General features: G+C 55.2%; 19 protein-coding genes and 1 pseudogene. 13 read left to right on the top strand and 7 right to left on the bottom strand.

Annotated elements, in window-relative coordinates:
- Window positions 1-14 precede the first annotated feature (14 nt).
- Window positions 15-572 (top strand): hypothetical protein, encoded by a 558-nt coding sequence (locus ACR0EV_RS20065; RefSeq protein WP_480801729.1) that lies wholly within the window; start codon window positions 15-17, stop codon window positions 570-572.
- 170 nt (window positions 573-742) lie between these two features.
- On the opposite strand, the gene ACR0EV_RS20060 is transcribed toward ACR0EV_RS20065, so the two are convergent.
- Window positions 743-1,066, bottom strand: coding sequence for a SemiSWEET transporter (locus ACR0EV_RS20060; RefSeq protein WP_480801728.1), 324 nt, complete (start codon window positions 1,064-1,066; stop codon window positions 743-745).
- A gap of 248 nt (window positions 1,067-1,314) precedes the next feature.
- Here ACR0EV_RS20060 and ACR0EV_RS20055 point away from each other — a divergent pair, with 248 nt between their 5' ends.
- The 3 genes from ACR0EV_RS20055 (at window position 1,315) to ACR0EV_RS20045 (ending at window position 3,521) form a co-directional block, all read left to right on the top strand.
- Window positions 1,315-2,331 (top strand): Fe(3+) ABC transporter substrate-binding protein, encoded by a 1,017-nt coding sequence (locus ACR0EV_RS20055; protein ID WP_480801727.1) that lies wholly within the window; start codon window positions 1,315-1,317, stop codon window positions 2,329-2,331.
- A gap of 117 nt (window positions 2,332-2,448) precedes the next feature.
- The gene (locus ACR0EV_RS20050; protein WP_480801726.1) at window positions 2,449-3,003 is read left to right on the top strand and encodes a helix-turn-helix domain-containing protein; all 555 of its coding nucleotides are present in this window, start codon (window positions 2,449-2,451) and stop codon (window positions 3,001-3,003) included.
- Window positions 3,000-3,521, top strand: a complete 522-nt coding sequence (locus ACR0EV_RS20045; protein ID WP_480801725.1) for an N-acetyltransferase family protein — start codon at window positions 3,000-3,002, stop codon at window positions 3,519-3,521. The genes ACR0EV_RS20050 and ACR0EV_RS20045 overlap by 4 nt, the downstream gene beginning before the upstream one ends.
- 15 nt (window positions 3,522-3,536) lie before the next feature.
- Here the strand turns inward: ACR0EV_RS20045 and phhA are convergent, their stop codons facing one another.
- Window positions 3,537-4,337, bottom strand: coding sequence for a phenylalanine 4-monooxygenase (gene phhA / locus ACR0EV_RS20040; protein ID WP_480801724.1), 801 nt, complete (start codon window positions 4,335-4,337; stop codon window positions 3,537-3,539).
- 119 nt (window positions 4,338-4,456) lie between these two features.
- On the opposite strand from phhA, the gene ACR0EV_RS20035 reads away from it, so the two are divergent.
- A complete protein-coding gene (locus ACR0EV_RS20035; protein ID WP_480801723.1) occupies window positions 4,457-4,915 on the top strand; it encodes an Lrp/AsnC family transcriptional regulator in 459 nt (152 codons plus the stop codon).
- 111 nt (window positions 4,916-5,026) lie between these two features.
- On the opposite strand, the gene ACR0EV_RS20030 is transcribed toward ACR0EV_RS20035, so the two are convergent.
- On the bottom strand, window positions 5,027-7,816 hold the full coding sequence (locus tag ACR0EV_RS20030) for a bifunctional aconitate hydratase 2/2-methylisocitrate dehydratase (protein WP_480801722.1): 2,790 nt from the start codon (window positions 7,814-7,816) through the stop codon (window positions 5,027-5,029).
- A 181-nt stretch (window positions 7,817-7,997) separates the two neighbouring features.
- Window positions 7,998-9,344 carry a serine hydrolase domain-containing protein gene (locus tag ACR0EV_RS20025; RefSeq protein WP_480801721.1) on the bottom strand — a complete coding sequence of 449 codons (1,347 nt, stop codon included), beginning with the start codon at window positions 9,342-9,344 and terminating at the stop codon, window positions 7,998-8,000.
- Window positions 9,345-9,690: 346 nt separating this feature from the next.
- On the opposite strand from ACR0EV_RS20025, the gene ACR0EV_RS20020 reads away from it, so the two are divergent.
- Complete coding sequence (locus tag ACR0EV_RS20020) at window positions 9,691-10,677, top strand: DMT family transporter (protein ID WP_480801720.1); 987 nt, start codon at window positions 9,691-9,693, stop codon at window positions 10,675-10,677.
- Between the two features lie 162 nt (window positions 10,678-10,839).
- Here ACR0EV_RS20020 and ACR0EV_RS20015 read toward each other — a convergent pair whose 3' ends face one another.
- Together ACR0EV_RS20015 and ACR0EV_RS20010 are read right to left on the bottom strand one after the other, a co-directional pair.
- Window positions 10,840-11,604, bottom strand: a complete 765-nt coding sequence (locus tag ACR0EV_RS20015) for an alpha/beta hydrolase (RefSeq protein ID WP_480801719.1) — start codon at window positions 11,602-11,604, stop codon at window positions 10,840-10,842.
- 9 nt (window positions 11,605-11,613) lie between these two features.
- Complete coding sequence (locus ACR0EV_RS20010; protein ID WP_480801718.1) at window positions 11,614-11,787, bottom strand: hypothetical protein; 174 nt, start codon at window positions 11,785-11,787, stop codon at window positions 11,614-11,616.
- Between the two features lie 129 nt (window positions 11,788-11,916).
- Between ACR0EV_RS20010 and ACR0EV_RS20005 the strand changes: the two are divergent.
- Window positions 11,917-12,066 (top strand): annotated as a pseudogene (locus ACR0EV_RS20005) (TetR/AcrR family transcriptional regulator); the annotation flags it as partial.
- Window positions 12,067-12,087: 21 nt separating this feature from the next.
- Window positions 12,088-12,498: a TetR/AcrR family transcriptional regulator C-terminal domain-containing protein gene (locus ACR0EV_RS20000; protein ID WP_480801717.1), complete on the top strand. Its 411-nt coding sequence runs from the start codon at window positions 12,088-12,090 to the stop codon at window positions 12,496-12,498.
- Between the two features lie 51 nt (window positions 12,499-12,549).
- Here ACR0EV_RS20000 and ACR0EV_RS19995 read toward each other — a convergent pair whose 3' ends face one another.
- On the bottom strand, window positions 12,550-13,563 hold the full coding sequence (locus tag ACR0EV_RS19995; RefSeq protein ID WP_480801716.1) for an AraC family transcriptional regulator: 1,014 nt from the start codon (window positions 13,561-13,563) through the stop codon (window positions 12,550-12,552).
- A gap of 112 nt (window positions 13,564-13,675) precedes the next feature.
- On the opposite strand from ACR0EV_RS19995, the gene ACR0EV_RS19990 reads away from it, so the two are divergent.
- The 5 genes from ACR0EV_RS19990 (at window position 13,676) to ACR0EV_RS19970 (ending at window position 20,807) form a co-directional block, all read left to right on the top strand.
- Window positions 13,676-15,439: an acyl-CoA dehydrogenase family protein gene (locus ACR0EV_RS19990; protein ID WP_480801715.1), complete on the top strand. Its 1,764-nt coding sequence runs from the start codon at window positions 13,676-13,678 to the stop codon at window positions 15,437-15,439.
- A gap of 21 nt (window positions 15,440-15,460) precedes the next feature.
- Window positions 15,461-16,270, top strand: coding sequence for a methylthioacryloyl-CoA hydratase (gene dmdD, locus ACR0EV_RS19985; RefSeq protein ID WP_480801714.1), 810 nt, complete (start codon window positions 15,461-15,463; stop codon window positions 16,268-16,270).
- A gap of 16 nt (window positions 16,271-16,286) precedes the next feature.
- Entirely contained in the window at window positions 16,287-17,900 is a 1,614-nt protein-coding gene (locus ACR0EV_RS19980; RefSeq protein WP_480801713.1) for an AMP-binding protein, read from the top strand.
- A gap of 1 nt (window position 17,901) precedes the next feature.
- The gene (locus tag ACR0EV_RS19975) at window positions 17,902-19,005 is read left to right on the top strand and encodes a dimethylsulfoniopropionate demethylase (RefSeq protein ID WP_480801712.1); all 1,104 of its coding nucleotides are present in this window, start codon (window positions 17,902-17,904) and stop codon (window positions 19,003-19,005) included.
- A gap of 269 nt (window positions 19,006-19,274) precedes the next feature.
- Complete coding sequence (locus ACR0EV_RS19970) at window positions 19,275-20,807, top strand: phospholipase D family protein (protein ID WP_480801711.1); 1,533 nt, start codon at window positions 19,275-19,277, stop codon at window positions 20,805-20,807.
- The last annotated feature ends 172 nt before the right edge of the window (window positions 20,808-20,979 follow it).

Raw genomic sequence — 20,979 nt, 5'->3', positions numbered from 1 at the left:
ACAGGAGTTCGAAGATGAGTATCGGGCAGGAATTGCTAAACGTCCCATTTGCGGAAATGGTTCAGAAACTGGCCCTTTCCGTAGCCGAGTCGCAATCAGAACTGGATCGTCATTCGACCGATGTCGCCAAATACATGGCCGACCAAAAGATTATGCTGCCCGACCTGTCCAACCCAAGTGGACCCGGCAAAGAATTCAGCCTTGTTTCGATGGGCTTTCTTCCCGCGTTTTATGCTGTTCAGGAAGCTGAGATCGAAGTGAAAATGGCGATCTCGATGACGAAACAAAAGGAAAAGTCAGGCAGTGCATCCGTCAAAGGCGGCTGGGGGCCGGTGGCCGCACAGGTCAATGCCAGCTATTCCTCTCGCTACGCATACAGCCAGGAAGGCGCGAGCAGATTGACCATCAAATTGGCACCTGCAGATCCCCCTATTCTGCTTCAGAAATATATGGAGGCTGTGACCGCGGCGATGCTTGCCGAAAATCCGGTGATGGGTGAAGACCCCGACCCGGAGCCTGAGCCGGCCCCGCAGCCTCGTCTGACAGGAAAGCAGTCAAAGAAACGGCAATAACTTAGTCGTGGACGGCTCAGATTGTCGCAATCTGAGCGGTACGTCGCAAAGGCGGCAGTTTTTGAGTCCTGTGTGACACAGCGCCAGTTCTATGTACTTCTGCGCCTAGACCCGAAGTGAAAGGTAACGAACTGCGCCGTTTGGCGCGGTTTTTCTACGCACGACGCTTTTTAGAACGTGACCCCGGCGTGAATCAGAATCCCGATGACCATCAAAATGTTTAGAACCATTGAGATGCCATTGCCGACATAGATCGGAAGCTTTCCCACAACCAGACCGTAAGCGAACCACAGGAAAGAGACAGCAGCATAAAGCGACCATGACACCAACGATTGGCCAGTCGCGTGTTCTGTATGCGTAAAATAGAGCTTCATCAGTTGCGGCAGGGTCGCAAATGGTCCGACGACGCCTACAAAAACCATAAAGCTTTCGTAGCGCGCCATCCAATGGCCTAGGTTTGATTTTTCCAGTTTTTCCGCAAGTGTTTCGGGCATCAACCGATCCTTTTCGTGCACTAATCAATCCGACTCTGCCTGTCGCAGAAAAGCTGTAAGCCCAAACTAACTCGCGCGGCCCCTGCGGCCAATACGTCTAAAAACGTTTCTGGTTTACACTCAAAACCCCTTTCAGACACTTACCCAACTATTTTCGTCGGATTTCCTTGCATCCCGCCGGGAATCGTATAATTGATCAAATCAGTCGGATTAATGTCCGCTCTCTGAATTCAACAATGGGACGCATCATGCTGAACTCCTCCACCTGCATCGTCGCCGCACTGTCGGCATTGATCGCCACCTCCGCCGTCGCTGAAGGGGAACTGAACCTTTATTCGTCGCGCCACTATGACACCGATGAACGTCTGTATACCGATTTCGAAGACGCAACCGGTATCAAGATCAACCGCATCGAAGGCAAAGCCGACGAATTGATCGCGCGTATGGAAGCCGAAGGCGCAAACTCGCCTGCTGACGTGATGCTGACGGTCGACACATCGCGCCTGGCTCGTGCCAAGGACGCAGGCATCTTGCAGGCTGTCGAAAGCGCAACGCTGGAAGAACGCATCCCTGCAAATCTGCAAGACAGCGACAACCAGTGGTTTGGCTTTTCGCAGCGCGGTCGGATTATCTTTTACAACAAAGAAAACGTCGCCAACCCACCGGCCACATATGCCGATTTGGCCAAGCCAGAATACAAGGGCCTGATCTGCATCCGCTCGTCGACCAACACGTACAACCAGACCCTGTTGGCTTCGATCATCACCCATGAGGGCGCCGACGCAGCGAAATCCTGGGCCGAAGGCATTGTCGCCAACATGGCGCGTGAACCGCAGGGCGGCGACACCGATCAGCTGCGTGGCATCGTATCGGGCGAATGCGACATCGCAGTCTCGAACACCTATTACTTTGCACGGGCAATCCGCAAAGATGTCAAAGGCCTGTCTGCTGACCGCGACATGATCGGGTGGGTCTTCCCGAACCAGGAAGGTTACGGGGCGCACATGAACCTGTCAGGCGGCGGCGTTGCAGCAAACGCGCCGAACAAAGAAAACGCGATCCTATTCCTTGAGTATCTGGCAGGCGATCAGGCGCAGCAATATTTCTCGGCAGGTAATGACGAATACCCGGCTGTACCTAGTGTCGCGCTGGCCGAATCTGTCGCCACCTTGGGAGAGTTCAAGGCCGACGAAGTTAACCTGTCCGAAGTTGCCAAGAACATTCCCGAAGCACAAAAGATCTTTAACGAGGTTGGCTGGAAGTAACCTTCCAATTCCACGCAAACCACAAAGGGTGCGAGGTTTCCGCACCCTTTTTCGTTTACAGTTTATTTATTTTGTACTATTTTTCTCGTATCTGGAAATTTTTCTATTATTTGATCCATGCTCGACACGCTTTCGAACCGCCTTGCCAGCCGATTGAATGAACTGCGCCGTGGGCGTGGATGGTCTCTGGACCAATTGTCTGAGCACAGTGGCATCAGCCGCGCCACCTTGTCTCGGATGGAGAAGGGAGACGTCAGCCCCACGGCAGAAAACCTTGGTCGTTTATGTGCCGCGTACGACTTACCGATGTCACGCCTGTTGATGATGGTCGAAGACAGTTTTGATCCCAAGGTTCCGTTTGAACGTCAGACGGAATGGAGCGATCCCGAGACAAGATACACCCGCCGCGCCGTGTCTCCACCTGCAAACGGTCTGAATGCCGAGGTCGTGGAATGCCACCTGCCGCGTAACACCGTGATCACTTATGAGACGCCGCCCAAGTCGGGGCAAGAACATCACCTGATCCTGATCGATGGCGCGCTTACACTGACGGTTGACGGAACGCCACACGATCTGAGCGCGGGAGATTGTCTGCGCTATCACCTGTCCGGTCCGACCCGGTTCGAAACAGGCGCCGAACGAGGCGCACGGTATCTATTGGTGCTGGTATGATCACGCGTCTGACCTGTTCCGAATTTGATGTCGCCGTGGATGATCTGGCTGAGATTTTGCACGCCTGTGTCCATGACGGAGCCAGTATTGGGTTTATCCTGCCCTTTGCGAAGGAAGACGCGCGGAATTATTGGCAGCAGAACGTGCGGCCGGGATTAAACGCAGGCGCTTTAGAGATCTTTGCGGCCTGTGACGGCGCGCGCGTTTTAGGAACCGTGCAGCTTATCCCGGCAGCCATGCCCAACCAACCCCACCGTGCGGATGTCGCAAAGCTGCTGGTTCACCCAAACGCGCGGCGTCGCGGGTATGGCCGCGCTTTGATGGCGGCGCTTCTTCACCACGCCCGCAGCTTGCACCGCACGATGCTGGTGCTGGACACGCGCAGCAGCGATCCCTCACTACTGCTGTATCAAAGCCTCGGGTTTCAGATTGCAGGTGAAATACCGAATTATTGCCGCAACCCGTTCGAACCCCAGTTGGAACCAACAACATACATGTACAAAGACCTGTCCGCCTGAAGATGGGCGGCGCGGCTACTCCGCTGCCGTAACCTTTTCAGGGAACTTGTTTGGCAAAAGCCCCAGACGACGCGCGTGCCGCACATCGGCCAATAGATCGCGCTCGGCTGCTTCGAACAGATCCTCAGGGTCGTCCAGGACAAAGTACCCCATCTGGTGCATGTCGATCCGATAGGGCGTGCGCAGAATAGTCAGGATATCAAACGCGTCGCGATCCGGGATGTCGCTGGTTACGGCATAAACCAGTTCGGTCGGCGACGACGCCAGCCCCGATCCCAAAGCCTTGATCTGACCATCCTGTCGGCGCAGCCCAAATTCGATGGAAAACCAGTATAGCCTGATCAGCCACGCATAGTCTGCATCTGTCGCCTGCTGGCCTGCCTTCCCGATGGCGTGGCTGAACGCGGCAAAGCGTGGGTCACTGAGCAACGGGGTGTGGCCGAAGATCTCATGAAAAATATCCGGCTCTTCGATATAGTCGAAATCCTCGCGCGAGCGAATAAACGACGCTGCGGGAAAGACGCGATCTGCGAGCATACCAAAAAACGTCTTGAACCCAATAAGGGCCGGAACCGGCTTCACCCGCCACCCCGTCAGGTCCAGCAGCCGATCCGAGATATCAGCGCAAGACGGCACCTTGGTCTTTGGCAACTCAAGACGCGCAAGTCCGTCCAGATATTCGCGCGCCATGTAGCGCTGAACATTATCCTCCTGCGCTGCGTATAGATCGGCCCAAACGGCGTTTTCTTCATCCGTATAGGCGATATGGCCACGCGCGTCGGCGACTTTGGCAACGTATTTGGTCGATTTAGGCATCCGCTTCCTCCTGATGAGGAACAGGATACCGCGTCACACGTGAGGGATTTGTTTTGATTACTGACGATTTCTCGCTAGTTTGACCGAAATAGACCGTAAAATCTGAAATAGCGAAACATATGCTTCATCCTGCTGATATCGATATCCTGCGCGAGCTTCAGATCAGTGGACGTCTGTCAATGCAGGAGCTGGCGGACCGAACCGGATTATCGGCCTCGCAATGCTGGCGGCGTGTTCGCGATCTTGAAGCGTCCGGAGTGGTTACAGGCTATCGCGCGCAGGTGCCCGCCAAGGCCGTTGGTCTGAACGCGATCGCGTATGTCCATGTTGCGCTCAAGGATCATCAGGAAAAGAACATTGCAGATTTCCTACGTTTGGTCGAAACCGAACCTCAGATTGTTGAATGTGCTTCGATCACCGGGGATCACGATTTCATACTAAAAGTCTATGCTAAGACGCCCGAAGATCTGGAGGTCTTCATCATGCAACGTCTCTTGAAGTCTGGACTGGTCCGCGACACGCGCAGCAACTTTGTTCTTCGCCAAACTAAGACCCGCGGACCCTTACCTATACTTTGAAGGCGGATCTCCTTCTCAGCAAACGAAATCACACCTTAAACTCAACAAATGAAAACGCCCGGCCACCTTCAGGGTGCCCGGGCGAACTATACTCGGTGTCAACGACGTCGATTAGAAGTGAGCTGACTTCGTGCCCGCCGGTTTTTCAGTCAAAGGCGCGAACTTGGTCAGGTCGATGCCTTCAACAGCGGTCTTGTACTCGTCGATATTTGGGGTGCGGCCCAAGATGGCCGACAGCACGACAACCGGGGTCGAGGCCAGCAGGCTTTCACCTTTCTTGTCCGGCGCATCCGCCACGACGCGGCCCTGGAACAGGCGGGTCGAGGTGGCCAGAACCGTGTCGCCCTTGGCGGCTTTTTCCTGGTTACCCATGCACAGGTTACAACCCGGACGTTCCAGGTACAGGATATTTTCGTACTCGGTGCGGGCATTCTGTTTCGGGAAAAGATCGTCGAATTCGAAGCCCGAGTATTTCTCAAGCACTTCCCAGTCACCCTCTTCCTTCAGCTCGTCGATGATGTTGTAGGTTGGGGCCGCGACGACCAGCGGTGCCTTGAATTCGACCTTACCGGCTTCCTTCTCAAGGTTCTTCAACATCTGGGCGACGATCTTGATGTCCCCCTTATGCACCATGCACGAACCAACAAAGCCCAGATCGACATGCTTTTCAGCGTTGTAGTACGAGATCGGGCGGATCGTGTCGTGGGTGTAGCGTTTGGACACATCGGCGTTATTGACATCCGGGTCGGCGATCATCGGTTCGACAATCTGATCCAGATCGACAACGACTTCAGCGAAGTATTTCGCGTTGTCATCCGGTTGCAACGCGGGCTTTTCACCCGATTTGATCTCGGCGATGCGCGCGTCCGCGATATTGATCAGCTTTTGCAGCATGCCGTTTTCATGTTCCATGCCTTTGTCGATCATGATCTGGATGCGCGACTTGGCCAGTTCCAGAGAACCGATCAGGGTCTCATCATTCGAGATACAAACCGAAGCCTTGGCTTTCATCTCGGCTGTCCAGTCGGTGAAGGTGAATGCCTGATCCGCCAGCAGCGTGCCGATATGAACTTCAATCACGCGGCCCTGGAACACGTTATCGCCATGCTGGTCCAGCATCTGCGCTTGGGTAGCGTGAACCACGTCGCGGAAATCCATGTGATCGGCCATTTTGCCTTTGAAGGTCACCTTGACCGACTCCGGGATCGGCATCGAGGCTTCACCGGTCGCCAGTGCCAGCGCCACGGTGCCCGAATCTGCGCCAAAGGCGACGCCTTTGGACATGCGGGTGTGGCTGTCGCCGCCGATGATGACCGACCAGTCATCTACAGTAATGTCATTCAACACTTTGTGGATCACGTCCGTCATCGAATGATAGACGCCTTTGGGGTCACGTCCGGTGACAAGGCCGAAATCATTCATGAACTTCATCAAACGCGGCGTGTTGGCCTGCGCCTTGGCATCCCAGACCGATGCGGTGTGACAACCGGATTGATAGGCCCCATCAACGCCGGGCGCCACAACGGTCGCGGCCATCGCCTCAAGTTCCTGCATGGTCATCAGACCGGTGGTGTCCTGCGAGCCGACAATGTTGACCTTGACGCGAACGTCCGAACCCGCGTGCAGGGTTTTGCCCGGCGTGGTGCCCAAGGCGTTCTTGTTAAAGATCTTCTCGACAGCGGTCAGGCCTTGGCCCTCGTGGCTGATTTCTTTGGACGGGGCAAAGACCACAGGTGCTTCGACACCCAGCGTTTCGGCTGCGAATGTTTGCAGCTTTTTTCCAAACACAATGGCGTAAGAGCCACCGGCCTTCATGAATTCCACTTTTTGCGGGGTAAAGGACGAGGAAACGTCGACCAGCTCGTCGCCATCTTCGCTCAGCAGTTTGTGGTCTTTGGTGTTGATCTTCAGAACCGTACCTGTGGCCACCGAGTACTTCTCTTCCAAGATCGGGTTGCCGTCGTTGTTCAGGATCGCGTTGCCGTCTTCGTCGACTTTCTTGACCCAGTTTTTCAGGTCAAGACCGATGCCACCGGTCACGCCGACGGTGGTCAGGAAGATCGGAGAGATGCCATTCGTACCCGCGACAATTGGGGCAAAGTTGACGAAGGGCACATAGGGGCTGGCCTGCTTACCGGTCCAAAGCGCCACATTGTTTACGCCGGACATACGCGAAGAGCCAACACCCATGGTTCCCTTTTCAGCGATCAGCATGACACGTTTGCCGGGGTGCTGAAGCTTCAGATCCTGGATTTCCTGCTGCGCCTTTTCCGAGATCAGGCACTTGCCGTGCAGTTCGCGGTCGGCGCGCGAGTGTGCCTGATTGCCCGGCGACAGAAGGTCTGTGGAAATGTCACCTTCGGCAGCAACATATGTGACGATTTCGATTTCCTCGTCGATGTCGGGCAGCTTGGTGAAAAACTCGGCCTTGGCATAGCTTTCCAAGATATCCCGCGCGACGGTGTTGCCGTCCTCGAGCGCGGCTTTCAGTCGGTCGGTATCGGCGTCGTACAGGAAGACTTGTGTTTTCAGCACTTCCGCCGCTTTGCCAGCAACCGCCGCGTCATCGCCCAGCGCAAGGTCAAGAAGAACCTCGACCGAGGGGCCACCTTTCATGTGCGACAACAGCTCGAACGCAAAGTCCTGCGAGATTTCTTCGACGTCAGCTTCGCCCAGAATGATCTCTTTCAGAAAGCTGGCCTTTTCGCCGGCAGCGCTGGTTGTACCAGGCAGCGTGTTGTAAATGAAGTAGTTCAGCGAATCCGCGCGATGTTCGTGCTGAGGATCACGGATCTGGTCAATGATCTCTTTCGTCAAGGCGCCATCATCGATGGGTTTTGGGCTCAGGCCCTGTTCTTTGCGGGTTTCGATTTCGTTCAGGTAATCAGTATAGAGGCTCATGACGGGTCCGACCATTTTGCTGGGTGTACCGGCAGTCAAAAAAGCCGGTAAGTTATAATTTGTATGCGGCGGTATACTAAAACTGCGCCACATGCAAGTCCCAGACCTGCGACCCGGTGTCCCGAGCCGGTTGCAGCCTGCCAAGGTCGTTACCCTCGCAGGAGCGAGATGAAGAGGTCAGCTAAGACGGATCGTCCCCAAAGGCTGTAATCAACGCTTGCGCCAACGGCAAGGAAGAGTAACCCAACCGAGACGGGGTCAATCCCATCCGCAGAACGATCATGTCATGAGACGGGAACACACCGATGAACTGGCCATCATGCCCCTGTAGCCAGTATGCGTCTTCAAAGGGCGGAAAATCTCCCGGAGAGTCCAGCCAAAGATGCCCTTTGGCATAGCGCCCATCCGAGGCACCCACCGGTTCGACCATCCAGTCCACAAACCCCTCGGGCAAGATCCGGGTATTGTCCCAAATACCCTTTTGCAACAAAAGCTGACCAAACCGGGCCCAATCGCGGGCCGTGGCATACATATAGCTGGACCCGATGAACGTATCGTTGGCATCCGTCTCAAGGATCGCCGAGGTCATGCCCAGCGGCTCAAACAGCGCAGTTTGCGGGTAAGTTAGCCCGCCATCTGGCAACTGATCCTGCCAAACACGGGACAAAACAGTGGTTGTTCCGGAAGAGTAATTGAAATCCGTACCGGTTTCAGCTTCAGGTGCTCGATCCGCTGCAAAGCCAGCCATATCATTGCTGAGATACAGCATTCGGGTCACATCAGAGACGTCGCCATATTCTTCATCCCAGTTCAAGCCGCTGGTCATGGACAGCATGTCAGCCAAGGAAATGTCACGACGAGAGTCCTCGGTCCAGTCCGGAAAGCTATCGACCAGATTATCTGCAAGGTTCATCTGACCTGCTTCAATTAACGTTCCAATCAATCCGGCCGTGACGGTTTTGGTCATGGACCACCCCAGCAAAGGGGTTTGAGCGTCAAACCCGTCGGCGTAGCGTTCAGCCACGATCCGCCCGTTTCGAACCACGACGACCGCGCGATACCCTTCACCAAGCAAGCTTTCATCAGACATGACGGCCTGAACCTTTGCATCCTGCGAAAGGGCCGCGTCGTTGCCTTTTGGCCAAAGGCCAGCAGGCAAAGGGTCGGGCGCCACAAGCGTTTCTGCGCTTAGAGCAACATCATGAACGTTGGTGCAGCCAAGCCCGTCGCGATACTGAGAGGTTGCGGGGGCAAAAAACCGAAAAAGCCTGGCTTGAACTATTTGCGCCTCTTGATCAACCTCTATCGAGACTTGTTTGAGAAGCGGATGTCCCGGAGCTTGCACATCTACGGCCAGCACCTCATCGGGATCACGTCCGGCAATGAAAACGTTCGAACAGACGATTTTGGCCGAGTAATTTGTACCGACCTTCAGCAGATCGGGTGGCGCAATCAGCAGGTAGCTTACCAGCCCCACGACGCCCACGATCACTATACCGCCAATTGTTTTCACTATTTTCCCGAACATCTGACTGCACCGCCTCTATTGTCATTATGCCCAGTGACGTTAGCGGCAACGTGGCCGCGTTTTCCACACTTCCGTTACGTAGAAGTCAGCCCCCCATTGTCAGATTCATGCGTTACGCATCATCCCAATGGTGCCACTTCCGACCGAACCGAGCGACCAGTCCTCGCGGGAGTCGGCGCTTCAATGACATAGCCGTTATGCCGGGGCTGGAAATCCAAAGAAACAAACTTGCCCTAACGCACAATACAAGTTGAGTTTCACGTCGGCACGCGGCGACCAAAGAACGTCGCAAAGTGACGTGACCCGTTTGCTGGCTCGTGTTAGTGGCCCCATGAAAGGGCACCTCATGACGGCCGATGTAAAGCTGCAAAACCCAACAGCAGGTATTGCATTCATTCTGATAGGAATTTTGGCGATTTCTATCAACGATATGCTGATCAAGTTCCTGTCTGGCGGTTACCCCCTGCATCAAATGGTTTTCACCAGATCATTGATCGGGATCGGGTTCAGCCTGGCTTTGGTGCAGATGGAAGGCGGTTGGCGCATCTTGAAAACCGATCAACCCGGGCTTCATCTTTTGCGTGGGGTTCTCATCGTTGTTGCCAATTTGACATTCTTTACGGCGTTGGCTGTCATGCCTCTGGCCGAAGCAACCGCAGTATTCTTCGTTGCGCCCCTGATGATCACTTTGCTTAGCATTCCGTTGCTTGGGGAAAAGGTTGGCCCCATGCGCATCGGCGCCGTGATTGTGGGTTTCCTCGGCGTGGCAATTATGACTCGCCCTTGGGAAGCCGGCGGCGCGCGCGACGTCAGTCTTTTGATGTATGCCCTGCCTGTGGTGGCGGCATTTACCTATGCCCTCAACAACGTGCTCACCCGTTTGCTTGGTGCGAAATCCAAAGCATCAGCGATGGCTGTCTATATTCAGGCGTGTTTTATCGTTGTCAGTTTACTGTTCTGGTCTGTAGCAGGGGACGGGCGCTTTGCCGACGCATACGAAAATGAAAGCTTGATCTTCTTGCTAAGGGCTTGGGTTTGGCCAGAAGGCACTGATCGATGGTTGTTTGTCGGGCTAGGGTTCAATTCGGCAATCATTGGGTATTGCCTGGGTCAGGCTTACCGAATGGCTGACGCCGCCACGGTGGCACCGTTCGAATATGTCGGTCTTCCTTTGGCAGTGTTTTGGGGATGGGCGATTTGGGGCGAACTGCCAAATCTACCTGTCGCGACTGGCATCGTGCTGATCTTGGGATCTGGATTGTTTGTCTTTTTGCGCGAGCGCCAGAAAAAGAGGAACGTGATTACTCGAAAAAGAGTGCATCGTCGTTATTAAGTATCACCGCTGGCTCAACTGCACTTGGCAGCGCTTTTTTTGAGCGTGAATTGCACGCAACGCTGACCTCGTTCTAAACGTTTTTAAACTGCATGACTTCACTGATGTCGCGCTCGTGCCCAAAAAAGGTAGAGGCCTGGCAGCGGCCTCTACCAAGTCAGGTCACTTATTGAAGAACTCCGCTACAGCATCGGTCGATGCCTTTACCGCCTCGGGCTTGTAGAAGAAATCCACATGCGAGAAGTCATCAAACGCCAGTTCCTCGTGCTCATTCGTCAACTTCTCAACAAACTGCGTTGAGCAGAGCGCTGTGGAAGCATTTGTGCCGTAGATGGTCAGGGACGGCTGCGCAATCTTGTCTGCATAGGCTTCACCGATGGAAATCAGCGACTGCATGGGCTGATCGCCGATGTGCATGTTTGTGTAGGTCGCAACCGAAACCGGACCTTTGACACCATCACGGCCGTAGTAGTCATAGGTCTCGCCTGCCATCGCAGGGTAAGCGGCCGCGTCAACGAACTCTTCGCGAGACATTTCGTCGGTCAAACCGAACGGCGCAACGTAGTCGGGATCGCCCGTTTCATACATTTTTTGTGTTGATGCGTTCGCGGAAGCGATCAACTGGTTTGCTGCGTCACGGTCGGCCCACTGGAAGGCATCGGCTGCCATCATGCCCGACACCATTGCGATCTTCTTGATCCGATGATCGGTCACAGCGGCGGATGCGATGATCGAGCCGCCTTGGCAAACGCCCAAACCGTAGACTTCATCCACGAACGGAAGCGTGCCTAGGTAGGAAACAGCGTCCCAGGTGTTTTCGATTAGCCGGAACATGTAGCGGGATTGCTTGTGCTCTCCGGGCAGCGCAGGGGACGAGCCCATGCCGAGGTAATCAAACCCGAGATAGATGAAGCCCCGTGCGGCCATTTCCGGGCCCTATGTGGCCGGGATCTGATCTTTGACCTGCGGGAGCGGGCTGGCGCCAACGATTGCTTTGTATGTCTTGGTCTCATCAAAGCCTTCGGGCAGGTAAAGATCGCCCGCCAAATCCACGCCAAAGGATTTGAAGGTGACTTCGTTCTTACCGGCTGTGAGGTTTTGGGGTGTCATGGTCTTGTTCCTTTCGGGGTCAGACGGCTTTGCGCCTTGCTAAAGTAAATCGTTTTGTTTACTTATGGTGAAGAGCGATAAATTGTAAACTAATCTTTTTACTTTTTGAGGCAAGAATCGTGAAACGTACTGAAAAAAAAACGAAAAGATATCATCGATGCGGCCATCGACGAGTTTCGTGAACAAGGTTTTCTGGGCGCAAAAACCACTTCAATCGCCAAAAAAGCGAACGTATCGAGTCGCACGCTCTACAATCACTTCGAGAGCAAGGAGGCCCTGTTTGAAGCGATCTCACAAATCATGCTGGAGCAGAACCGAAGTATGGAGCCAGTGCCCTACGACCCGGATCGCGATTTCGTTGAACAATTGAAGGAAGCACTTTGGAGCTACATCGGCGTGATCACCGAAGAGACAGCGATCGGATTAAACCGGATGGTCATTTCGGAATTGATCCGTGACATAGACCGGTCACGGCAATTCTTCACTGAAACCGCAACACACGACTACCCGATAACAAGGCTGGTCAGCGAGGCGATGGACGCAGGTGTAATTCGCAAAGCCGATCCGGTTTTCGCGACCAACCAGCTTTTGGCGCTTATCAAAAACTTCTTCTTTTGGCCCGAGTTCTTTCTCGGTGAGAATCCGACACCCAAAGAGGCGTTGGACGATTGTGTCGCGATGTTTCTGGCCTACTACACAGCAGACGCCTGAACCATTGGCGCAATTGAACGCTTTGTATCTCGGAGCCTACAGAAATCGAGTTCACATCCGGTATGATCCCGGTGTCCGGCTTGTCCACTTTCGGAACGCTCTGTGGAAATTCGCAGGGGCCGAAAAGCCGGTGTCGAAGGCGATTTGATCGATACTGTCCGTGCTTTGCTGTAGTGCACGGATCGCGATATCGCGGCGCAGGGCATCCTTGATGTCCTGAAAGGATGTTCCTTCGTCTTTCAAGCGTCTGTTCAATGTCCGGGGCGTCATTTTCAAGGCTCGGGCTGCATCCGTAAGCTGGCAAGATTGCCATGTCGCTCCGTAAAGAAAGGCCCGAACACGAAGGCTGTTTGTATGCGCCCGAGAGCCTGTGAATATCCAATCCAGCGGCGCGCGCTCAAGAAACACCGACGCCTCCTCAGTGCTGCGGGTGATCGGGCGGGTGAATTGGCGAGGGTCAAAACGAATGCTGGTTTGCGGGGCGTCGAATTCGACAGGGCACGGGAAGACAACCGAATAATCCGCAGCAAATTCCGGGCGGGGAAAGGCAAAGCAAACCATTTGAACTGGCGTTTCCGACCCGCTGAGCCAGGACAACAACCCGTGCGCCAGTTTCAGGATCAGCATGTGGCCAAAGCGCTGCGGTTGGGTTTCGCCCAAGTAAGGCACCAGAGCCAGTTCTACCTCATTTGGCCTGTTGCGCAGGTCAAAATAGAAGTCATCCAAAAGCAGGTTCCAGAACGTCGAGAAACGATAAAGGGCCGAGGTCAGGCTGCTTGCTCCGCGCTGCACCGTCACTAGATGTTGCAGGGCGCGGGGCCGGATCGGGCGGCTCCAAAGCCCCATCATTTCGTCCCCGGTTTCAGGCGCAGCAAGCTGGTAAAGCTGCGCAATTTCATTGAGGGTAACACGTTGATTTGGTGCCATCGGACCGGCCTGAAGACCAGCGCGCCCTAGCAGAGAAGTCATCTCTTTCGGCGCGCAACGGGATCTAAGTGCGTCCAGCCAGTCCTGAATGAATTCTACTGAGACGGTCGTCAGCGAGATAGGGTCATGACTGGTCACAGGAACCTCAGAGTGGCGTGATCGGATAGTATTTTGGCAAAATATGAGCTTATAGGCAATCCAGTCGACAGGTAGATGACGTAAACCCATAGTTTTCTACAGTGAGCCTGGAATGTCCTATCAGCCGCCCGTTCAGGATTTGATGTTTTGCGTCGAACACTTGTCTCATTGGGAGCAGGTGTCTTCCTTCGCGGTGTATTCAGACTATGACCTGGACGATATTGGCGCTGTACTGGAAGGCTATGCCCGGTTCTGCAGCGAGCAGATCGCACCCTTATCGCATATCGGCGACACGCTGGGCGCCCGGTTTGACAACGGGCGCGTGACCATGCCTGAAGGCGATGCCCAAGCTTACGCTCAATTTGTTGAAATGGGATGGCAAGCGCTGGCTCACCCGGTGGAGTATGGCGGCATGGGGTTGCCGAAGACCGTCGGCGCGGCTGCGGTCGAGATGCTGAATGCCGCCGATATGAGCTTTGGCCTGTGCCCTTTGCTGACCGATGGGGCCATTGAGGCATTGCTGCTGACTGGTTCGGACGAACAGAAAGCCACCTATCTGGAGCCGCTGATTGCAGGGCGCTGGTCTGGCACGATGAACCTGACCGAACCGCAAGCGGGCAGCGATTTGGGCCGGGTGGCAACAAAGGCGGTGCAGCGTGAGGATGGCAGCTATGACGTGTCGGGCACCAAGATTTTCATCACCTATGGAGCCCATAACCTGACCGAGAACATCATCCATTTGGTGTTGGCCCGCACGCCTGACGCACCTGCCGGGCCAAAAGGGTTGAGCCTGTTTATCGTGCCGCAGAAACTGGTCGACGCAGATGGAACGGTCGGGTCCGAAAACACAGTCAACTGCGTGAGCATTGAACACAAGCTGGGTGTTCGCGCCAGTCCGACGGCTGTATTGGAGTACAAACAGGCCACTGGATTCTTGATCGGCGAAGAAAATCGTGGGCTGGAATACATGTTCATCATGATGAACGCTGCGCGTTTTTCCGTTGGTGTGCAGGGTATTGCGACGTCAGAGCGAGCCTATCAACGTGCGCTGACCTATGCGCGCGAGCGCGTGCAAAGCCGCCCTGTCAACGGTCAGAGCAAGGATGCAGTCGCCATCATCGAACACCCGGACGTGCGCCGTATGCTGATGCGGATGCGCAGCTTGACCGAAGGTGGGCGTGCAATGGCGGCGGCGACTGCGGGGTTGCTGGACATCGCACACCATCAGGACAATCCAGAGATGGCTGCTCTGGCCGAATTCATGGTTCCGCTGGTCAAAGGTTTTTGTTCGGAACGCGCAGTCGAGGTTGCCTCGTTAGGTGTTCAGATCCACGGTGGTATGGGTTTTATCGAGGAAACCGGTGCCGCGCAACATTATCGCGATGCCCGCATTCTACCGATTTACGAAGGCACCACCGCCATTCAAGCCAACGACCTTTTAGGGCGCAAGGTGATGCGCGACGGTGGCGAAACTGCCCGTCTCTTTGCTGCCCGAATTGCTGAGACCGAAGCACTATTGACGGAAGGCGACACAACTGCGCAAGCGATAGGTGCAAGCCTTGCGCAAGCACGCGAAGCGTTTGAATCGGCGCTGAACTGGTTGTTGGAAAACAGCCGCAAGGACATCGACGCAGCATTTGCCGGCTCTGTCCCCTTTCTTATGCTGGCAGGAACCTTGGCTGCCGGTTGGAAGCTGGCAAAGGGCGCTTTGGCCGCGCAAGCATCGCTGGACGCCGGGCAGGATGCTCAATTCATGGCCCAGAAAATCGCGACTGCGCTTTTCTTTGCACAACACATTCTGCCCGAATGCACCACAGAACACAGCCGAATCCTGCTGGGCGCGCGCAGCCTGCTTGACGCGAATTTCCCCGAATAACTCCTCCAAAGGACCCGACCCATGAATGACGTCGTGAACCCCGACACATATGAAAACCTTGCAATTTCAGAGCGTGAAAACGGCTTGTATGTCGTTACGTTGAACCGTCCTTCAAAGCGCAACGCGCTGGATGTGGCCACTATCGAGGAACTGATCCGCTTTTTCAGCGGTGCCCGTATGGCTGGTGTCAAAGCTGTGGTGCTTGCTGGTGAAGGCGACCACTTCTGCGCGGGCCTTGATCTGGTTGAGCATTGGAAGGCCGACCGCAGCCCGGATGACTTCATGCATGTCTGCCTGCGCTGGCATGAAGCGTTCAACAAGATGGAGTACGGCGGCGTGCCGATCATCGCGGCATTGAAAGGTGCGGTCGTGGGCGGAGGGCTGGAACTTGCCAGTGCGGCGCATATCCGGGTCATAGACCCTGGCACCTATTTCGCCTTGCCTGAAGGCCAACGCGGGATTTTCACCGGTGGTGGCGCGACAATCCGAGTGTCCGACATGATCGGCAAATATCGCATGATCGACATGATCCTGACGGGTCGCGTTTATCAGGGGCAAGAGGCCGTCGATCTGGGGCTGGCGCAATACATCACCGAAGACGGCGGCAGCATGGCAAAAGCGATGGAGCTCGCAGAGCAAATCGCACAGAACCTGCCCCTGACCAATTTTGCAATCTGCTCGGCGATCAGTCACTTGAACAACATGTCAGGCATGGACGCAGCCTATGCCGAGGCTGTGGTAGGCGGTGTGGTCAACACCCAACCCGCCGCTCGGGCGCGCCTTGAAGCCTTTGCAAACAAAACTGCCGCCCGTGTGCGGCCAAACAGCTAAGTCAGGCGGAATCGGGATGCGCCATCATTTCGAAGCTCTTCAGAAGACGCGGGCAAATCACGTCCCCTTGTCACCATTGTCCTTTCTGCACCGCGCCGAAAGCTTACACGGTGCGCGAACAGCAGTGGTTTATGGCGATATCCAAAGAACATGGGCCGAAACTGCAAACCGCATTCGCGCAGTTGCCGGTGGGCTGGTCGAACTTGGCGTGCGGAAGGGCGACACTGTTTCGGTGCTCAGCCCGAACATCCCAGAGCTCTTTGAGCTGCACTTTGCCCTGCCTTTGACCGGCGCAGTGCTCAACACGCTGAACACGCGTCTGGAACCGGAAACCATCGCCTACATCCTGGATCACGCGGACACCAAGCTGGTGATCGTGGACCGGGAGCTTGTACCGCTTCTGTCCAAAGCTTTCGACCTGCTCGGTCGAACTCTGCCGGTGGTCGAAATCGCTGATCCTGCAGTTACTGGGGAGAGCCTTGGTGGTCAGACCTATGAAGCGCTGACCAAAGCCGCGCCCCTGTCGATCGAACTGCCGGAAGATGAGTGGGATGCCATTGCGTTGAACTACACGTCCGGCACATCCGGGCGCCCAAAAGGCGTGGTTTATCACCATCGCGGCGCTTATCTGATGGCTCTTGGCACCGGGACGGCATGGCAGATGCCCCCCTATCCCGTCTATCTGTCGGTGGTGCCGATGTTCCACTGCAATGGCTGGGGACACCCTTGGTTGATGGCTATGCTTGGGGCAAAAGTTGTGTTCACGCGCGCTCCAGCCGCTGACCGCATTCTGGGCGCGATCCGCACCCACGGCGTAACGCATTTCGGTGCCGCGCCTATCGTGTTGCAAATGCTGGCCGAAGCCGAAAGTGGCGCGACCCCATTTGAACCCGCAATCCGTGTGTTGACCGCGGGTGCACCACCACCGCCTTCAGTGCTGGAAAAGACCCGTGCAATGGGGTTTGACGTCATGCAGGTCTATGGGCTGACAGAGACCTACGGCCACATCTCTCAATGTCTTTGGCAGGACGACTGGGATGATCTCAGCCCGGCTGAACAAGCGGAATTGCAGGCCCAGCAAGGTATTGCCTTTCCAATGGTCGAACAGGTCACAGTGATCGACCGCGAAACCGTAGAACCGGTTGCGCGTGACGGTTCGACACAAGGCGAGATCGCCATTCGCGGTAACACGGTGATGGCAGGGTATTACAAGGACCCAGCGGCCACCGCGACAGCTTTCGAAGACGGTTGGTTCTGGTCCGGCGACGGCGCGGTCATTCACCAAAACGGCTATATTCAGATACGCGACCGCCTGAAGGACGTGATCATTTCGGGCGGCGAGAATATCTCGTCCGTCGAGGTCGAAGCCGTATTGTACCGTCATGAAGCAGTTCAGGCCGCAGCGGTCGTGGCGATGCCCCACGAGAAGTGGGGAGAAGTCCCCTGCGCTTTTGTCGAACTGCGCGAAGGTTCCGAAACAACGTCTGACGAGATCATCGCCTTCTGCCGTGACCATCTGGCGGGGTTCAAAGTGCCCAAAGCCGTTATCTTCGAATCCCTTCCCAAAACCTCCACAGGCAAAATCCAGAAGTTCCAACTTCGGGACCGCGCCAAAGCAATGGACCTTTGATATGCGTCTGCTGTCCCAATCCCGCCGCCTGCGCCAAACACCTTTTTCCGAAGGGGTCGAGGATAAAGGCGTTACTGCCTACACCGTCTATAACCGGATGCTGCTGCCCACAATGTTCGAGAGCGTCGAGGCCGATTATCGGCACCTCAAATCTCATGTGCAGGTCTGGGATGTGTCTTGTGAGCGGCAGATCGAACTGAATGGGCCTGATGCGGGTCGTCTGATGCGGCGGTTGACCCCCCGCAACCTGGAAAAAATGCAGGAAGATCAGTGTTACTACGTTCCAATTGTCGACGAGAACGGCGGCATGCTGAACGATCCGGTGGCGATCAAACACAGCGCGGATCGCTGGTGGATCTCAATCGCCGACAGCGACCTGTTGCTGTGGGTCAAGGGCCTTGCAGTCGGCGCGGGCATGGATGTGCGGGTTTTTGAGCCTGACGTTTCGCCGCTGGCCATTCAAGGGCCAAAGTCGGATGATCTAATGGCTCGCGTGTTTGGAGACGAAGTGCGCGACATTCGCTTTTTCCGTTACAAACGGATGGTGTTTCAGGACACATCCTTTTTGGTCGCGCGCTCTGGTTACTCGAAACAGGGTGGGTTTGAGATCTATGTCGAAAACGGTGCCTACGGGATGCCGCTGTGGAATGCGCTGTTCGAAGCCGGAATGGATCTTAACGTTCGTCCGGGATGTCCAAACCTGATCGAACGGATCGAAGGCGGGCTGTTGAGCTATGGCAACGATATGACCATGGAAAACTCTCCGCTGGAGTGTGGTTTGGGCAAATTCTGCAAACCGGGCGAAGACAGTGACCACATTGGCAAGCACGCACTTGCGCGCGAGGCCGCAACTGGTCTGGCCCGACAGATCCGCGCGATCTCTATCCCCGGTGATCCCGTGCCACCTGCCCGCTCAGCTTGGCCACTGCTCAAGGATGGAAAACGGGTTGGTCAGGTCACGTCCGCTGCCTGGTCACCGGATTTTGAAACCAATGTCGCTATTGGCATGGTCGATGCCGGACACTGGGATGCTGGTTCTGTTCTGACGGTCAGAACCCCAACCGGTGACCGACAGGCCAAGATTCAGGAAACGTTCTGGATATAGCCCAAACCAAGGTGACGCCCGCGTCTGAAATTTTGGTTCGACAACGCCGCTATAACAAGACACGCATTCTCCAGCGCTTCGACGCATTTGGGTTCTGCCGGGGGACTGTTTGAATTGCGGTTGCGTTACGTCGCGAACCGATAAGTTGGCAGTTGAGGGTTGTGCGAAACCAACGCTGACGACCCAAACAACCTCAGGCTTCAAAGAACACTCTTGCAATCGCGTGCGCTGGCATAGTCACCTAGGCCAAAGGAGGCCGGAGGAAGCCTATGGCGCGTTGGAAGTTTGTGATTTGTGTTTGGAGCGCGCTGGTACTTGTCGCATGCGCTCCTAAAACCCGCACTTACGAAAAGACGGTATCGGCCGCATTGCCAGCCTATTCGGGCACCGCTCTGAGTCAGTTGGCCAATCGCTTGGGGGATCCCAAAGACGGCCGGTCAGGTGTCAAGCTGATCAGTGATGGTGAAGAAGCGCTTGCCTCACGGCTGTTGATGGCCGCCGCCGCCGAAAGAACGTTAGACGCTCAGTACTACCTTCTGCATGACGACCCGACGGGACATCTTTTTGCAGCCAGTCTGTTACAGGCCGCAGATCGGGGGGTTCGTGTCCGGCTGTTGTTGGATGACATGGATACGTCCAGCTACGACGCGATGACCGCCGCATTGGACCATCACAAAAACATTGAGATCAGGCTGTTCAATCCGTTCTGGCGAGACCAAAGCCTGTTGGTCGCTGGACTGACGGACTTCAAGCGCATCAATCGCAGAATGCACAACAAATCCATGACAGCTGACAACGTGTTTACGATTGTGGGTGGAAGGAATATCGGCGCCGAGTATTTTCTGGCGCGGAAAGAAATGAACTACGCAGATCTGGACGTGCTGGCCGCTGGCCCTGTTGTAGGTGAAGTTTCACAAAGCTTCGACGCTTATTGGAACAGCGAATTCGCAGTCCCCGCCCGCGTGGTTGTGGGAGAGCCCGAAGATTTTGACCTAAGCGATGCGCGAAGCAGGTTGAATGAACTGGTCGAGGAAGCAAAGCAAACACAGTATGGCGCTGCCCTTAGAAAGTCAGCACAAGAGAACTTCGCAGATGGGGCCTTTTCACTGGATTGGCTGCCCGCGAAGCTTTACGCTGATCCGCCTTCAAAAGCGGCCGGACTTGAAGGTTCAGACCCCATTCTTGCATCGCAATTGCTTCCGTATTTTGAGAATGCCAGCAGTGAGGTGAATATCGTTTCTGCCTATTTCGTACCGCGCAACAACGGTGTGAAATGGCTGACCGAACTTGAACGTCGTGGTGTCGAGGTAAAGGTGGTAACCAATTCGCTGGCCTCCAACGACGTTGCACCCGTTTACGCGCATTATGCCAAAAAACGCCGAGCGCTTTTGCGCGGTGGAGTAGAACTCTACGAGTTGCGACCCGACGCCTATCAAGTCCAACGCCGCGGCATAAACTGGGCTCAGTCCAGATCCGGCCTGCACTCCAAAGCTTTCGCCGTTGATGACCGGTACTTGTTTGTGGGATCTTTCAATTGGGATCCGAGGTCAGTCAAAATCAACACCGAGATGGGAATTCTTATAGACTCGCCCGCATTGACCACACAAACCATGAGTGCGCTAGACGACGCGCTACCCGCATACACTTACAGTGTAACCCTTGAGCAAGCTGGTCAGCTTAAATGGACGACACGAAGCGATGATGGCGAAGTTCTTGAATATCAATCCGAGCCAACGGGATCAGCCTGGGACCACATAGTTGCCGGGTTTCTGAGTATATTGCCAATCGGGTCTCAGCTTTAGGTCTATTGAGAAATAGTTTGACGACATGTCGTGGGTAAGTTGGCTTCGGTGTCCCACTCGTCCAATTGAGAAAACGTTTTAGCGGGAGAATAGTCGTTCCGGACCTTACCCACCGCCGTCTTGGGCGCGTTCTTGCGTGGCACGGTACCCTTGTTCTCTAGGTAACCGTTCA

The sequence above is a fragment of the Ruegeria sp. CF8 genome (assembly GCF_056537285.1).
The sequence above is the reverse complement of the archived record's forward strand: the minus strand, read 5'-3'. Positions and strand labels throughout refer to the sequence as shown.

Coding starts and splice junctions, on each gene's coding strand:
- ACR0EV_RS20065 (WP_480801729.1), top strand. CDS start 15: ATGAGTATCGGGCAGGAATTGCTAAACGTCCCATTTGCGGAAATGGTT.
- ACR0EV_RS20060 (WP_480801728.1), bottom strand. CDS start 1,066: ATGCCCGAAACACTTGCGGAAAAACTGGAAAAATCAAACCTAGGCCAT.
- ACR0EV_RS20055 (WP_480801727.1), top strand. CDS start 1,315: ATGCTGAACTCCTCCACCTGCATCGTCGCCGCACTGTCGGCATTGATC.
- ACR0EV_RS20050 (WP_480801726.1), top strand. CDS start 2,449: ATGCTCGACACGCTTTCGAACCGCCTTGCCAGCCGATTGAATGAACTG.
- ACR0EV_RS20045 (WP_480801725.1), top strand. CDS start 3,000: ATGATCACGCGTCTGACCTGTTCCGAATTTGATGTCGCCGTGGATGAT.
- phhA (WP_480801724.1), bottom strand. CDS start 4,337: ATGCCTAAATCGACCAAATACGTTGCCAAAGTCGCCGACGCGCGTGGC.
- ACR0EV_RS20035 (WP_480801723.1), top strand. CDS start 4,457: ATGCTTCATCCTGCTGATATCGATATCCTGCGCGAGCTTCAGATCAGT.
- ACR0EV_RS20030 (WP_480801722.1), bottom strand. CDS start 7,816: ATGAGCCTCTATACTGATTACCTGAACGAAATCGAAACCCGCAAAGAA.
- ACR0EV_RS20025 (WP_480801721.1), bottom strand. CDS start 9,344: ATGTTCGGGAAAATAGTGAAAACAATTGGCGGTATAGTGATCGTGGGC.
- ACR0EV_RS20020 (WP_480801720.1), top strand. CDS start 9,691: ATGACGGCCGATGTAAAGCTGCAAAACCCAACAGCAGGTATTGCATTC.
- ACR0EV_RS20015 (WP_480801719.1), bottom strand. CDS start 11,604: ATGGCCGCACGGGGCTTCATCTATCTCGGGTTTGATTACCTCGGCATG.
- ACR0EV_RS20010 (WP_480801718.1), bottom strand. CDS start 11,787: ATGACACCCCAAAACCTCACAGCCGGTAAGAACGAAGTCACCTTCAAA.
- ACR0EV_RS20000 (WP_480801717.1), top strand. CDS start 12,088: ATGCTGGAGCAGAACCGAAGTATGGAGCCAGTGCCCTACGACCCGGAT.
- ACR0EV_RS19990 (WP_480801715.1), top strand. CDS start 13,676: ATGTCCTATCAGCCGCCCGTTCAGGATTTGATGTTTTGCGTCGAACAC.
- dmdD (WP_480801714.1), top strand. CDS start 15,461: ATGAATGACGTCGTGAACCCCGACACATATGAAAACCTTGCAATTTCA.
- ACR0EV_RS19980 (WP_480801713.1), top strand. CDS start 16,287: ATGCGCCATCATTTCGAAGCTCTTCAGAAGACGCGGGCAAATCACGTC.
- ACR0EV_RS19975 (WP_480801712.1), top strand. CDS start 17,902: ATGCGTCTGCTGTCCCAATCCCGCCGCCTGCGCCAAACACCTTTTTCC.
- ACR0EV_RS19970 (WP_480801711.1), top strand. CDS start 19,275: ATGGCGCGTTGGAAGTTTGTGATTTGTGTTTGGAGCGCGCTGGTACTT.